The 14,490-nt window shown below is 70.0% G+C and carries 12 protein-coding genes and 1 pseudogene; 9 read left to right on the top strand and 4 right to left on the bottom strand.

From position 1 onward, the window contains the following. Positions 1-14: 14 nt before the first annotated feature. A pseudogene (locus ACZ4EG_RS31180) lies at positions 15-185 on the top strand (IS5/IS1182 family transposase); the annotation flags it as partial. Between the two features lie 1,037 nt (positions 186-1,222). On the opposite strand, the gene ACZ4EG_RS31175 reads toward ACZ4EG_RS31180, so the two are convergent. Further along, entirely contained in the window at positions 1,223-2,509 is a 1,287-nt protein-coding gene (locus ACZ4EG_RS31175) for a M6 family metalloprotease domain-containing protein (RefSeq protein WP_467792917.1), read from the bottom strand. A gap of 329 nt (positions 2,510-2,838) precedes the next feature. Here ACZ4EG_RS31175 and ACZ4EG_RS31170 point away from each other — a divergent pair, with 329 nt between their 5' ends. Then, positions 2,839-3,492, top strand: a complete 654-nt coding sequence (locus ACZ4EG_RS31170) for a TetR/AcrR family transcriptional regulator (protein WP_467792916.1) — start codon at positions 2,839-2,841, stop codon at positions 3,490-3,492. A gap of 332 nt (positions 3,493-3,824) precedes the next feature. Further along, complete coding sequence (locus ACZ4EG_RS31165; RefSeq protein ID WP_467792915.1) at positions 3,825-5,357, top strand: MFS transporter; 1,533 nt, start codon at positions 3,825-3,827, stop codon at positions 5,355-5,357. 117 nt (positions 5,358-5,474) lie between these two features. Here ACZ4EG_RS31165 and ACZ4EG_RS31160 read toward each other — a convergent pair whose 3' ends face one another. Next, positions 5,475-5,984, bottom strand: coding sequence for a MarR family winged helix-turn-helix transcriptional regulator (locus tag ACZ4EG_RS31160; RefSeq protein ID WP_467792914.1), 510 nt, complete (start codon positions 5,982-5,984; stop codon positions 5,475-5,477). A 117-nt stretch (positions 5,985-6,101) separates the two neighbouring features. Between ACZ4EG_RS31160 and ACZ4EG_RS31155 the strand changes: the two genes are divergently transcribed. Next, complete coding sequence (locus tag ACZ4EG_RS31155) at positions 6,102-6,893, top strand: dioxygenase family protein (protein ID WP_467792913.1); 792 nt, start codon at positions 6,102-6,104, stop codon at positions 6,891-6,893. A gap of 36 nt (positions 6,894-6,929) precedes the next feature. On the opposite strand, the gene ACZ4EG_RS31150 is transcribed toward ACZ4EG_RS31155, so the two are convergent. After that, positions 6,930-7,448 carry a GNAT family N-acetyltransferase gene (locus tag ACZ4EG_RS31150; RefSeq protein WP_453555292.1) on the bottom strand — a complete coding sequence of 173 codons (519 nt, stop codon included), beginning with the start codon at positions 7,446-7,448 and terminating at the stop codon, positions 6,930-6,932. A 187-nt stretch (positions 7,449-7,635) separates the two neighbouring features. Between ACZ4EG_RS31150 and ACZ4EG_RS31145 the strand changes: the two genes are divergently transcribed. Then, a complete protein-coding gene (locus tag ACZ4EG_RS31145; protein WP_390709829.1) occupies positions 7,636-8,634 on the top strand; it encodes a sigma-70 family RNA polymerase sigma factor in 999 nt (332 codons plus the stop codon). A 634-nt stretch (positions 8,635-9,268) separates the two neighbouring features. After that, entirely contained in the window at positions 9,269-9,931 is a 663-nt protein-coding gene (locus tag ACZ4EG_RS31140) for a TetR/AcrR family transcriptional regulator (protein ID WP_467793073.1), read from the top strand. Between the two features lie 37 nt (positions 9,932-9,968). Here the strand turns inward: ACZ4EG_RS31140 and ACZ4EG_RS31135 are convergent, their stop codons facing one another. Next, a complete protein-coding gene (locus ACZ4EG_RS31135; protein WP_467792912.1) occupies positions 9,969-10,934 on the bottom strand; it encodes a helix-turn-helix transcriptional regulator in 966 nt (321 codons plus the stop codon). Positions 10,935-10,996: 62 nt separating this feature from the next. Here ACZ4EG_RS31135 and ACZ4EG_RS31130 point away from each other — a divergent pair, with 62 nt between their 5' ends. From ACZ4EG_RS31130 to pfkB, 3 genes are all read left to right on the top strand, one after another. Beyond that, positions 10,997-12,520, top strand: coding sequence for an MFS transporter (locus tag ACZ4EG_RS31130; protein WP_467792911.1), 1,524 nt, complete (start codon positions 10,997-10,999; stop codon positions 12,518-12,520). Between the two features lie 173 nt (positions 12,521-12,693). Then, positions 12,694-13,455: a DeoR/GlpR family DNA-binding transcription regulator gene (locus ACZ4EG_RS31125; protein ID WP_363302278.1), complete on the top strand. Its 762-nt coding sequence runs from the start codon at positions 12,694-12,696 to the stop codon at positions 13,453-13,455. Continuing rightward, positions 13,452-14,399 (top strand): 1-phosphofructokinase, encoded by a 948-nt coding sequence (gene pfkB, locus ACZ4EG_RS31120; RefSeq protein WP_467792910.1) that lies wholly within the window; start codon positions 13,452-13,454, stop codon positions 14,397-14,399. The genes ACZ4EG_RS31125 and pfkB overlap by 4 nt, the downstream gene beginning before the upstream one ends. Positions 14,400-14,490: the final 91 nt, after the last annotated feature.

The raw sequence follows: 14,490 nt of genomic DNA, 5'->3' as shown, positions 1-14,490 counted from the left end.
TCGCACTCTTCGTCTGGAAGGAGGAACACAACGCCTCCAATCGCAAGGTCCGCGCCCGCGTCGAGCACGCCTTCGCCCGGATCAAGACCTGGAAGATTCTTCGCGACTTCCGCCTGAAAGGAGAGGGAGCGCACCACGTCGCGCTTGACATCGCCCGCCTGTGCAACCTCGTCCTCGCCGGGTGATGCAGAAACCAGCAGGTCACCCAATGCGTCATGAATCATTTACAGGTAGGCCTTAGTGGAGAGAGATGGGGCCATCGGGAAGCCACCCCTCCACGTAGCCTGAGACGAGGGGGACGACTTCCTCCGGCGAGACTTCTCGGTAACGGGACTTGAGTTCGCCGAGTCCCCACCTGACATGTGTCCGAGAAGTTGCCTGAATCGAATCAGACTCGTCAGAACTGATCCTCACGATGAATACGTGTGAAATGGTGCGGCGGTCGTGCTCCCAACAGTTGAGATCCTGTGTTTCATGGACTCCATAGACAGATCCGAAGCGGGGGTTGGTGATGCGAAGCTGCTCGGCGAGGTATTGGGCGGCTCCGTCTCGAAATTCGGTGCCAGGCGCGAGTAATAGTTGGGGGATGGTCCAGCCGCTGCAGCAACCGCCGCACAGCATTAGGCGGTCCTGGTCATCGAGGAGGAGCAGGCGGACGCGGCGGTCGATGAGCTGCTGTGGGTTGGAGGAAGCGGGCACACTGCAAGACTGCACAGATGGCTATTCAAGTAGCAAGCCGTGTGCCCTCCTATGGGTGAGCCCCCTGACCCTCAGAGCGCCAGGCGTGTGCGGCCAACTGGGGTCGCCCTGCCATCGCTGGCGTGCACAGATTGCGGTGTATCACGCCTCGTTTTGCCGAGTACAACACGGGTCGTGAGCTGCAAAAACACAGCAGAGGCGTTTGGGATTCAGCGCTGCAGCGTTTGGGGGCGTCGCATGGCAAGAGGCCTGAGCTGCGACGACGGAATTTCCCACAGATCCCACGAAGGCGGATCGTGGCCGCTTGGGTCACAGGCGTCAGCGTACCGGATTTGGTTGGGGGGGGGTGTGGGGGTCGGGGCGGTGGTACGCGGTGGCGCGGGACGCTGTCTGTGGGTCCGTCTGGATTCGGGTTGCCTGGTCGTGAGTTCGGGGAGGAGGTGGGGCACGTGGGCCTGCCGGGGGCGGTGGGCCGTATGCCTGGTGCTGCGGTACGTCCTGTCGTGATGGCCGGCCCAGCTGGCTATCTCCGCGTCACCCGCACCTTGTAGTCGCCGGCCAGGTCCGCTGCCGTTATCGCGATGGTGATTCCCCTGCGGGGATCCTTGAAGGTCTCGCCGGGGGCGAAGGTTGCGTCGGAGAGTTCCGCGTGGACGTTGGGGCTGCGGGTGCAGCCGCCGGTGCCGCGGTGGGCGTCGTAGACGGTGATGGGGCCGCGGCCGGTGTCGACATTCGCGTCGACCCGGTAGATGAGGACGCCCGGGTGGCAGACGGTCTCGTCGTTGCCGCCCCGGGCGCGCAGTTCGACGGCGTAGCCGCTGCGGGCGGTGATCGGCACGAAGATCAGCTTGTGGCCGCCGGTGCGGAACAGCGGTGTCAGTGTGTACTCCTTGCTGCCCCGGGCCGCCGCACAGCTCACCTGCTTCGCGTCCAGCCAGCCCAGCTTCCACTTGTGCCAGCCGAGCAGGTCGTTGTTGGCGCCCCAGTCCTCGCTCATGATGTCCCAGTGGCCGACCGCGCCCCCGCCGTCCTGGGTGTAGAGGTCGGGCAGGCCGAAGACATGGCCGTTCTCGTGCGGGAGCACCCGGTAGCCGGTCCGGTCGTAGGTGCCGGAGCCGTCGTCCTGGCGGGAGTAGACGAAGGACGCGTTGGCGACGGGGACGCCGTCGGCGACGGGTGCCTCGGCGTTGCCGGCGAAGGTCACGGACAGCACGGTGTCCAGGGCGGAGGGGCCCGCGTTGGGGGTCACCAGCACGTTCAGCAGGTCGTACGAGCGGAAGTCCACCTCGGGGTCGGCGGCGGCCACGATGTCCTGGACCAGCAGGCGGTAGCCGGGGTCGAAGGGGGCGCCGCGCTCTATGCCGTACGCCGCGAACGGCTTGGGCATCCGCAGCCAGTGCGGGATCGGGGTCTCGGGGCGGTAGTCGAGGCGGCCGTAGGACGCGGTGCGGAACCACTCCTGGGCCTGCGGGAAGAACTCGTGGAAACGGTCGAGCGCGTCGCCCCCACCGGGCGCGTCGGGGAAGTCGACCATCAGGGTCAGCGCGTGGACGGTGCCGGTGGAGCGGGAGTAGCCGCCGGGGGTGGGGACGCCCTCCGTCATCTGGACGTCGAGGTTGCCGCTGATCAGACAGGGGCTGAGGGCGGGGGTGCGGGCGAGTGAGATGGGGCCCGCCCCGCGCGAGGTGGGGCCCGCCGTGAGGTGACCGGTCCCGGCCGAGGTGCTGACCGCGAGGATCAGCGCGGTCACGGCCGTGAGGGCCGCCACGCGGCGCGGGCGTATCCGGCGGGAGATCGGCGGCGGCTGCATGCATGGACCTCTCGCTCCACGGCAGCCACCGGTCTCCGGCTGCACCCTTTCGATCACCCTGGGTCGCCGGGGCTGCGGGCGCGCGCTGGAGGGGCCGATCGTGGGTTTCCCGCCGGTAGTGGTGTGACCTAGCTCACATGGAATCTCCTCGGGGGTGGGAAATAACCGGGGATCGTTTCCCCGTTTAGCCCTGTGTCCGAGCGAAACGGGGATTACTTCCCCGGATCGCATCCGGATCGCCACCGGCAAGCCGGATCAGCACCGCCAAGCCGGATCGGCGCCAGTAGACCGACCGCATCGCCATTCGCGACCCGACCGAGGAGTACGCCGTGCAGACCGTGACTTCTCCGCACCCCGCAGCGCGCAAAGCAGCCCGGCCCCGCGCCGACGCCCTGCGCAACCGGGAGCGGATCGTCACCGCCGCCCGGGAGATGTTCGTCGAGCACGGCCCCGACGCCCCGCTCGACGAGATCGCCCGCCGGGCCGGCGTCGGCAACGCCACGGTGTACCGGAACTTCCCGGACCGCGACGCCCTCGTCCGCGAGGTCGTCTGCTCGGTCATGGACCGCACGGTGCGGGCGGCGGAGCAGGCCCTCGCGGAGACCGGCGACGCCTTCGAGGCGCTGGAGCGCTTCGTGCACGTCTCCGCCGACGAGCGGATCACCGCCCTGTGCCCGATGATCTCCAGCACCTTCGACGAGCACCACCCCGATCTGGAGGCCGCTCGGGAGCGTGTCGAGCGGATCGTCGGAGAGCTCATGGACCGGGCCAAGGAGGCCGGGCTGCTCCGCCCGGACGTGGGCGTCGGGGATCTGCTGGTCGCCGTGGCCCAGCTCAGTCGGCCCCTGGCCGGCACGGGATGCCTCAGCGCCGACCGGTTCGTACACCGCCATCTGCAGCTGTTCCTGGACGGGCTGCGGGCTCCGGCCCGATCCGTCCTGCCGGGCACGACCGTGACCATGGAGGACCTGCGCCGAGTCTGACCACAGGCCAGAGATCACAGACCACAGATCACAGATCACAGATCACAGACCACAGATCAACATCACAGATCAACATCACAGATCAACATCACAGATCACAGATCACAGACTGACGAAAGCCCGACGAAAACCTGACGACGCCGAGCCCGACGAATACGTGACTCCGACGATCCATCGCCCGATCGATTAGTTCACGGCCGTACTCCGGTCATCACCGCAACCAAGCTTCCGGCCGTCCACGAGGGCGGGCCGTTCTTACGCAACGCCACTCAACGCCACTCAACGCCCCTCAATACCTTTTTCCGTCACGAAGTCCCGAAGTGGGTACACCCATGTCTGAAACAGCCGCAAAGGCTCCCGGCGCCGTCGCGCAGACCGGCGACGCCAACCGCTGGAAAGCGCTCGTCTTCATCGCGCTCGCCCAGCTGATGGTCGTCCTCGACGCCACCATCGTGAACATCGCACTGCCCTCCGCCCAGCAGGACCTGGGCATCTCGGACGGCAACCGTCAGTGGGTCGTCACGGCCTACGCGCTCGCCTTCGGCGGCCTGCTGCTCTTCGGTGGTCGGATAGCCGACCTGTGGGGCCGCAAGCGGGCCTTCGTCGTCGGTCTCGTCGGCTTCGCCGCCGCTTCCGCGCTCGGCGGCACCGCGACCACCGGCGCGATGATGTTCGGCGCCCGGGCCCTCCAGGGTGCCTTCGGTGCCCTGCTCGCCCCGGCCGCGCTCTCCCTGCTCGCCGTGATGTTCACCGACGCCAAGGAGCGCGCCAAGGCCTTCGGCATCTACGGCGCGATCGCCGGTGGCGGCGGCGCCGTCGGCTTCATCCTCGGCGGTGTGCTCACCGAGTACATGGACTGGCGCTGGACGTTCTTCGTCAACATCCCGTTCGCGATCGTCGCGGCGGCCGGCGCGTACTTCGTCATCCGTGAGCCCGAGGGCGGCCGCAACCGCTCCCCGCTCGACATCCCCGGCGTGATCCTGTCCACCCTGGGCCTGGTCTCCCTGGTCTACGGCTTCACCCGCGCCGAGTCCGACGGCTGGGGCGACTCGGTGACCGTCTCCCTGTTCGTCGCGTCGGCGGTGCTGCTGCTCGCCTTCGTCGTCACCGAGGCCAGGGTCAAGGCCCCGCTGCTGCCCCTGCGCGTGGTCACCGACCGCAACCGCGGCGGCATCTACCTCTCCCTCGGTATCGCGATCATCGCGATGTTCGGCACCTTCCTGTTCCTGACCTACTACCTGCAGGTCGTGAAGGGCTACTCGCCGATCAATACCGGCTTCGCCTTCCTGCCGATGATCTTCGGCATGATGGTCGGCTCGACCCAGATCGGCACGCGGCTGATGACCCGCGTCCCGGCGCGGCTGCTGATGGCCCCCGGCTTCCTGGTCGCGGCGGGCGGCATGTTCCTGCTGACCCGGCTGGAGATCGGTTCCTCGTACGCCTCGACCGTCCTGCCGTCGATGCTGCTGCTCGGCCTCGGCATGGGTACGGCGTTCATGCCCGCCATGTCCCTGGCCACCCTGGGCGTCGAGCCCCGGGACGCCGGTGTCGCCTCCGCGATGGTCAACACCTCGCAGCAGGTGGGCGGCGCGATCGGTACGGCCCTGCTGAACACGATCGCCGCCTCCGCGACGACCTCGTACATCAAGGACCACATCGCCACCGCCACCTCCAAGCCCCAGCTGGTCCAGCTGCAGGGCATGGTGCACGGCTACACCAACGCGATCTGGTTCGCCGTCGGCATGCTGGTGCTCGCCGCGGTGATCGTCACGGGCTTCGTCAACGCCGGCAGCCCGGACACCACCACGGTGGCCTCCGGTGAGGGCATCGAGGACGAGGTGGCGGTGCCGGTCGTGGCCCACTGAGGCGTCCGGCGTACCGCTCCGGGAGCTTCGCGTACGTATGCGGAGGGGGAACCCCGTACGTACGACCCCTAAGGACCTGCCCCGGCTCCGACCGGCTCCGCGAGTGAGCGGAACGACTCAGCGGAGCCAGGGCAGGTCCGCACCCGCTTCGTCCGGCTGAAGACCCTCGGCGACGATCTCCATGATCTCGCCGAGGGTCTTCTGCTGTTCCGGGCTGAGGCGCTCGAACAGCGCCTGGCGTACGGCGGCCACATGGCCCGGCGCGGTGCGTCGCAGCACCTCGGTGCCCGACTCGGTGAGCACCGCGAACTGGCCCCGCTTGTCGGAGGGGCAGTCCTCCCGCCGTACCCAGCCGCTCTTCTCCAGACGGGCGATCGCGTGCGAGAGACGGGAGCGGGTGATCTTCGCCTTCATGGCCAGCTCGGTCATCCGCAGCCGGCGGCGCGGGGCCTCGGCGAGCTGGACGAGGAGGCCGTAGTAGATGTGCGGCATGCCCGCGTCGCGCTGCAGCTGACGGTCGAGGTGGTCTTCGAGCAGGGTGGTGGCGTGCAGATACGAGCGCCAGACGCGCTGCTCCTCGGTGGTGAGCCAGCGGCTGTCCGCGGCGGATTCGGATGCCGTGTTCATGCGGTCCACTGTACGAGGAATCTCCTTGAAACTTGAACAAGTGCGGCGTAGTGTGTTCAATGAAGCTTGAGAGTTAAAGCAATGGGTCCGTGGGATCCGTCGGAGGGAGCCGCCGTCATGTCCGCCGCCGCCCAGGAGCGCATGCCCGCCCTCTACCTCAGCCACGGAGCCCCGCCGCTGGCCGACGACCCGATCTGGCCCGGCCAGCTCGCCGCCTGGTCCGCCGACCTGCCCCGGCCCAGGGCGATCCTCATGGTCTCCGCCCACTGGGAGGAGGCCCCCCTCGCTCTCGGTGCCACGCAGGCTGTCCCTCTCGTGTACGACTTCTGGGGCTTCCCGGAGCGCTACTACCAGGTGACGTACGGCGCTCCCGGCGCACCGGAGCTCGCGGAGTCCGTACGGAAGCTGCTGCGCGCCCCCGGCACGCCCGTCCAGGACATCGCGGACCGCGGCCTCGACCACGGCGCGTACGTCCCGCTGGCCGAGATGTTCCCCGAGGCCGACATCCCCGTCCTGCAGATCTCCATGCCCACCCTCGACCCGGTGAAGCTGATGGAGATCGGCCGCAGGCTGGCCCCGCTGCGCGACGAGGGCGTGCTGATCGTCGGGTCGGGCTTCTTCACCCACAACCTGGCCGCGCTGCGGCACACGGGAGGCGGCGTGCCCAGCTGGTCCTCCGAGTTCGACGACTGGGGCCGGCGCGCGCTGGAGGCCCGCGACTGGGACGCCCTGCTGGACTTCCTCGACAAGGCCCCGGCCGGCCGGTACGCCCACCCGCGCACCGAGCACTTCGCCCCGCTGTTCGTCACCATGGGCGCGGCGGAGGCCGGCGGTGAGCTCGACGCACAGAAGTCGATGATCGACGGCTTCTGGATGGGGATGGCGAAGCGGTCGGTGCAGTTCGGCTGATCCCTCCCGGGGATCACGGTTGCTTCCTCCCGGGGGTCACAGCTCCTTCTCGTACCAGGCCACGTCCCAGTACCTGCCGAACTTGCGGCCCACCTCGCCATACGTACCGACGTACCGGAACCCGAAGCGTTCGTGCAGTCGCGTGGACGCCTCGTTCGGCTGGGCGATGCCGGCGTAGGCGCGGTGCAGGTCCTCGCTCTCCAGGGCCTTGAAGAGGGCTTCGTACAGGAGCGTGCCGATGCCGCGTCGCCCGGCGTGCGGGGCCAGGTAGACCGTTACCTCCACGGAGGTGGAGTACGCGGGCTTCGCCCGGTAAGGGCTGGATGTGGCGTAGCCCAGAATCTCCTGTGAGTCCGCGGCCATGGCAACCATCAGCCGGTACGGGCCGTCTTCCGGGTGGGAGAGCAGCCAGCGACGTCGCTCTTCCGGCGTGAAGACGGCGGTGTCGAAGGTGATCGGTGTCTCACGTACGTAGTGGTTGTAGATGTCCGTGAGGGCTTCGAGGTCAGCCTCGGCTCCTGGCCTGACCTGCACCTCTGTAGGTTCCGACGGCATATCGCCTCCCTGTGTGGCGCGCAGGGTACTGCATGATCAGAAAAATCGGGGGGCGGGTTGGGAATTCTGTCCGGATTCCAGTCGTTGTTTCCATCGGACGCAGGGCACTCGACCAGAGTCCCAGGAGTTCTCGGAGTGCCGGGCGTCCAGGACCGCCCGCTGACCCCACCATCGCAAGGGAGCACGCATGGCAACCCGTGCCGTCGCCCGTCGTCAGTCCGCCACCGGCGAGACGGCCGACGCGGCAAGCAGTGTTCGCGCCCATGGCGGCGAGATCGCCGACCGCGACCTGGTCGGCATGTATCTCGACGAGATCGCGCGCACACCGCTGCTCGACGCCGCCAAGGAGGTCGAGCTGTCCCAGACCATCGAGGCGGGTGTGTTCGCGCGACAGGTCCTCGACGGAGACGAGGAGTCCGCCACGGACGCCAGCCGCGAGGAACTCGAGGCACTGGTCGCCGCGGGGGAGCGCGCCAAGGACATCTTCATCCGCTCCAACCTCCGGCTGGTCGTGGCGGTGGCCCGACGCTATCCCCGCAGCGGTCTGCCCCTGCTCGACCTGATCCAGGAGGGCAACGCCGGTCTGGTGCGCGCGGTGGAGAAGTTCGACTACCGCAAGGGCTTCAAGTTCTCCACGTACGCCACCTGGTGGATCCGCCAGGCGATCACCCGCTCGATAGCGGACCAGTCCCGCACGATCCGACTGCCCGTCCACCTGGTGGAGGAGCTCGGCCGGATCCGCCGCGTGCAGCGCGAGTTCAACCGCGAGAACGGGCGCGAACCCGAGCCCGCGGAGATCGCCGCCGAGCTCGGCTCCACCCCGGAACGCGTTACCGACGTGCTCGACTGGGCCCGTGACCCGGTCTCGCTGAACATGGCGGTGGACGACGAGGGCGAGACCCAGTTCGGCGACCTGCTGGAGGACACCTCGGCGGTCTCCCCCGAGCAGTCGGTCCTCACGCTCCTGCGCAGCGAGGAGTTGGACGGGCTGATCGGCCGGCTCGACCAGCGCACGGCCTCCATCATCAAGATGCGGTACGGCATCGAGGACGGCCGGGAGCGCACGCTCACCGAGGTCGGCAAGGAACACGGGCTGACGCGCGAACGCATCCGCCAGATCGAGAAGCACGCGCTGCTCGAACTGAAGAAGCTGGCGCGCGACACCGGGTTCGACGCGGTGGCGTAGCGGCTTCGACGCGATCGCTCAGCGGCACGGGCGTACGGCACCGGCGTTCACCGGAGCGGGCACGTGGGGGCGTGTGTGGCTCCATGGGCGCCGAGTGGCGTACGGGCGTACGGCCACTGTCTCCCGCGTACGCCGGGTGGCGGAAGACCGCGCAAACATGGCTCTGTACCGCCGCTTCAACTCACGGGGCCCAGGGAACAACCCTTCAGGGCCCAGGAGTTCGGGGATCGGGACCGCACTCCCTCGACCCCACGACCACCCTGAGCCACGCGTCCCGACGCATTCCCCCCCGGCGCCGGGACCTTCCCAGAGCCGGGCTTCGGCGCCACTCCCCCCGGGTGCCGGAGCTCGGCTCCTTTTTGTGCCAGAGCCTGCGTCGGGCTTGTGCCGTGGCGCGCCAGGCTCGTGCCGTGGCCTGCGCCAGGGGCTGTGCCATTGCCTGTGGCCGGGCACGTTGAATCGGCGGGTCACCCCGTACCTGAACCCCGGGGTGGCCCGCCGGATGGCAGATTCTGCCACATGGGCATAGCCTGCCGAAGTGAGCACCCCCAGCCCCGCCGACCACTCCTCTGACCAGCCCTTTCCCGCCGCGCCTCCGATATCCCTGACGGAGCGCCGCAAGGCGGAGACCCGGATGGAGATCGCCCGGGCGGCGGCCCGGCTCTTCGTCGGCCAGGGGCTGCGCGCCACACGCGCCGAGGACATCGCTCAAGCCGCCGGGGTCGCCCCGCGCACCTTCTACCGCTACTTCGCCACCAAGGAGGAGGCGGTGGCCCCCCTTTACGGGGCGGGCGCCCAGCGCTGGGTGGAGGCGGTCCGTGCGGCCCCTGCCGCGCTGCCGGTTCCGGAGGCCCTGGAGCACGCGGTGCGCCACACCCTGACCCCCGGCGTCGGCGTCTCCGCCGCCTCCTGGGAGTGGGTCCGCACCCTCATCGGGCTGGCCCGAACGAGCCCCGCCCTGGGCAAGGTGTGGGCGGAGGTGTGCCAGGCGTCGGAGCAGACGCTGGCGGAGGTCCTGGCGGCACGGGCGGCTGCCGCCGGGGCGGCCGACAACTTTGCCCGCAGGATGCCAGTCGACAACGTTGCCGTCGGCATCACTCCCACCCCCGAACTCCGCTTCACCGCCGCGGTCGTGGGCGCCGCGGTGCGCGTGGCGGTCGAGTCCTGGGCCGCGACGTCCGCCCCGCCTTCGGGCCCGGAGGGACCGGCGGCACTGGCACTGCGGAACCTCGCGGCGTTGCGGGACTTTCCCTGGGGTGCGCTTACGGGTGCGGGTGCGGGGGAGGCCGACGGGTAGGGCGAGGCAGGCGGGCAGGGAGTGGCCGTACGGCCGCTCAGGCACCTCCCGCTCTGCTCAGGCGCGCACCCAACTCCCGTACACAGTCGATGAGTTCCGCAGGCACCCGGACGGTGAAGTCGAGGCCCGTCATCGCCAGCCGGACCGCCAGCCACTCCACGGGGTCCCCGGTGGCGCCCCGCACGACGCAGCCCTGTTCGCCGGCCGGCTCCGGCGTGCCGAGCCAGTGCGGCAGACGCGCGGCGACGTCGTCCGCCGGCGCGGTGAAGGCGACCGTGAACTCGTATGTCTCCTGCCGCCGTTGGATCGACCGCCGCAGATATTCCGCCGCGCTCCCGGTCGGCAGCTCCCGCGGCGTGAACCGCGCCCCGGTGGCGAACGGTTCGCTGACCCGGTCGACGCGGAAGGTGCGCCAGTCGTCCCGGTCGAGGTCGTACGCCACGAGGTACCAGCGGCGCCCGGTCGACACCAGCCGGTACGGCTCCGTCAGCCGGCGTGACTCGGTGCCGTCCCCGGCCCGGTAGGCGAAGCGCAGCCGCTCCCGCCCGGCCACGGTGGACGCCATCACGGTCAGTGTCTCGGGCGCGATGCTCGCCCCGTCCCCGCTGGTCAGCGGCGTCGTCGCGGCCTGGAGCGTCGACACCCGGTGGCGCAGCCGCGAGGGCAGCACCTGCTCCAGCTTGGCCAGCGCCCGCACCGACGCCTCGTCCACCCCCTCCACCGCGTGCCCGGCGCCGGCCCGCAGCCCGACCGCGATCGCCACCGCCTCCTCGTCGTCGAGCACGAGCGGCGGCATGGCCTTTCCGGCGACCAGCCGGTAGCCGCCGTCGGCGCCCATGGTCGCCTGCACGGGATAGCCGAGCTCCCGCAGCCGGTCGATGTCCCGCCGGACCGTGCGGCGCGACACCCCCAGCCGGTCGGCGAGCTCGCCGCCGGGCCATTCGCGGGGCGTCTGGAGGAGGGAGAGGAGCTGAAGAAGCCGAGCCGGAGTGTCCGTCGTCATGTTGTCGAGGATGCCGCACAACTAGGACACGATCTGACCTACTGGGGTCCTACCTTCATTCCATGACCTCCACCGAAACCCTCGCCGGCAGCACCGGCTCGGCGGCCGACCGCCGCCGCTGGTTCGCCCTCGCGATCGTGATGACCGCGGCCTTCATGGACCTTGTCGACGTCACGATCGTCAACATCGCGATTCCGTCGATCCAGCAGGACGCGGGCGCCTCCTTCAGCCAGATCCAGTGGATAACCGCCGGTTACGCGCTCGCGTTCGCGGCCGGCCTGATCACCGGTGGTCGTCTCGGCGACATTCACGGCCGCCGCCGTATGTTCCTGATCGGCATCGGCGGCTTCACCCTCGCCTCCGCGCTGTGCGGCTTCGCAGCGAACCCGGAGATGCTGGTCGCCTCCCGCATCCTGCAGGGCGGCATGGCGGCGATGATGGTGCCGCAGGTCCTGTCGATCGTGCACGCCACCTTCCCGGCGCACGAGCGCGGCAAGGTCTTCGGCCTCTTCGGCGCGATCGTCGGCCTGGGCGCGGTCTCCGGCCCGCTGCTCGGCGCGCTGCTGACGGAGTGGAACCTGTTCGGCCTCGAATGGCGGCCCATCTTCCTCATCAACCTGCCGGTCGGCATCGCCGCCCTGATCCTCGGCAGCCGCTTCATCTCGGAGTCCAAGGCACCGAAGGCGCTCAAGCTGGACCTGGTCGGTGTCGCGCTGGTGACGCTGGGCCTGCTGATGCTGCTCTACCCGCTCACCCGCGGCCGTGAGCTGGGCTGGCCGCTGTGGGGCCATGTGTCGATGGCCGGCTCGCTCGTCGTCTTCGGGGCGCTGGTGGCCTACGAGCGGCGCAAGAGCGCGCGGGACGGCTCCCCGCTGGTGGAACTGTCGCTGTTCAGGGTGAAGAGCTTCGCGGCGGGCATCGCGGTGCAGACCGTGTTCGGGGTCTCGCTCGGCATCTTCTTCCTGGTGTGGACGCTGTACATGCAGGTGGGCCTCGGCTGGAGCCCGCTGCGGGCCGGTCTGACCGGGGTGCCCTTCTCGATCGCGGTCTCCGTGGCGGCCGGGATGTCCGTGCAGAAGCTGGTCCCGCGGTTCGGCCGCAAGGTGCTCCAGGCGGGCGCGCTGGTGATGGCGATCGGCGTCCTGATCTACCTGGCGGAGTCCGAGCGCTACGGCCTCGGCATCGCCTCCTGGCAGATGGCGCTCCCGCTCGTCGTGATGGGCGCGGGCATGGGTCTGATCGTCGCCCCGCTGACGGACGCGGTGCTCTCCGGGGTGCCGCGCGAGCACGCCGGTTCGGCCTCCGGGCTGATCAACACCGTGCAGCAGATGGGCAATGCGCTCGGGCTCGGGCTGGTTTCGGTGGTGTTCTTCGGCGAGATCGGTGACCGGCTGACCCCGGCCCAGGTGGGACCGGCCTTCGTGAACGCCTTCCAGCACGCGCTGGGCTGGGTCGCCGCGGTGCTGGGCGTGATCTTCCTGCTGATGTTCGCGCTGCCGAAGCGGCCGGCTCAGCATCTGGAAGGCGGCGGGGACGACGCGAGCGAGCAGCTCCTGGTGGAGGAGGAGCCCGCGCTCGTGCACTGAGCCCCTGCTGAGGAAGGGCCCGGCACCCGAGTGCCGGGCCCTTTCGTGTGTCCGGGCAGAGTGGGACGTCCGTTCATGCCCGAATCAGGCCCGAACCTGTTTACTTTCCAGAAATCCAGGCGTAGCATCCAAGCGAAACCACAAGTTCGGGCATCGGTCGGAGGCAAGCGGACATGTACGCACCGGAGCGACAGCAGGAGATCCTCCGGCTCGCCCGTGAGGGCGGCCGGGTGGACGTGGTGTCGCTCGCCGAGGAGTTCCAGGTGACGGCGGAGACGATCCGCCGGGATCTGAAGGCCCTCGACCGCGCCGGCCTCGTCCGCCGGGTGCACGGCGGTGCCATCCCGGCCGGGCGCCTCGACTTCGAACCGGACCTCGCCGAGCGCGAGTCCACCTCGACCGACGAGAAGGACCGCATCGCCAAGGCGGCCGTGACCGAGTTGCCGACCGAGGGCACGCTGATCCTCGACGCCGGTACGACGGTCGCCCGCCTCGCCGGGGCCATCCCCCTGGAGGCGACGCTCACCGTCGTCACGCACAGCCTGCCGATCGCGGCCCGCCTCGCGGACCACCCCGGCATCCAGCTCCACCTCGTCGGAGGGCGCGTACGACACCGCACGCGCGCCGCCGTCGACGCCTGGGCGCTGCGCGCATACGGCGAGATCAGGGCGGACGTCCTCTTCGTCGCCGCCAACGGCTTCTCCGTCGAGCACGGTCTGACCACCCCCGACCTCGCCGAGGCCGCGGTGAAGCGCGCGGCGGTCGCCGCGGCCCGCCGCGTGGTCCTGCTCGCCGACTCCGCCAAGCACGGCCAGGAGCACTTCGCCCGCTTCGGCGACCTGAGCGACGTGGACCTGCTGATCACCGACAGCGGGCTGAGCCCCGAAGACACCGCCGCCATCGAGCGCGGCGGCACGGAAGTAGTGCGCGCATGATCCTCACCGTCACCCCCAACCCGTCCCTCGACCGCACCTACGAGGTTCCCTCGCTGGAGCGTGGCGAGGTCATCCGCGCCACCGGCGAGCGCATGGACCCCGGCGGCAAGGGCGTGAACGTGTCGCGCGCCGTCGCGGCCGCCGGCCGTCGCACGGTCGCGGTGCTGCCGCTCGGGGGTGCGCCGGGAGCGCTCGTCGCCGACCTGCTCGACGCGCAGGGCATCGAGGTCGCGCCGGTGCCGGTAGCCGGAGCCACCCGCTCGAACATCGCGCTCGCGGAGGCGGACGGGGTGCTCACCAAGATCAACGCGCCGGGGCCGGAGCTGTCGTCGGCCGAGCAGGAGCTGCTGTTCGAGACGGTCCGCGAGCACGCGGGCGACGCCGACTGGATCGCCTGCTGCGGAAGCCTGCCGAGGGGCCTCGCGCCGGCGTGGTACGCCGATCTGGTCGCCCGGGTGCACGCCGCGGGCGCGCGCATCGCGCTGGACACGTCGGGGCCCGCGCTGATCGAGGCGCTGCGTGAGCGTCCGGACGTGGTGAAGCCGAACGCCGAGGAGCTCGCGGAGGCCGTCGGGCGTCCCCTGGCGACCGTGGGCGACGCGGTGAAGGCGGCCGAGGAGTTGCGCGAGATGGGCGCGCGCGCCGTGCTCGCAAGCCTGGGCGCCGACGGGCAGTTGCTCGTGGACGACGCGGGTACCTGGTTCGCAAGCGCCCGGGTGGACGTCGTACGCAGCAATGTCGGGGCGGGCGACGCCTCCCTCGCCGGCTTCCTGGTCGCGGGCGGCAGCGGGCCCGAGGCGCTCGCCTCCGCCGTCGCGCACGGCGCCGCCGCCGTCCAGCTGCCCGGCAGCGTGATGCCCACGCCGACCGACCTGGACCCCGCGGCGGTGACGGTCACGGCGCAGGTCCCGGCGGACCGCGAACTGACGGAGCCGGTGTCATGAACGAACGCACGAGACGCCGTACGACGGCTGTGGACCGGACGTGGCACCGCTCCCCCTTACTCGCCACGACCCCCATGACCCCCACCATCCC

The sequence above is a fragment of the Streptomyces sp. NPDC025638 genome, from assembly GCF_055558775.1.
The sequence above is the reverse complement of the archived record's forward strand: the minus strand, read 5'-3'. Positions and strand labels throughout refer to the sequence as shown.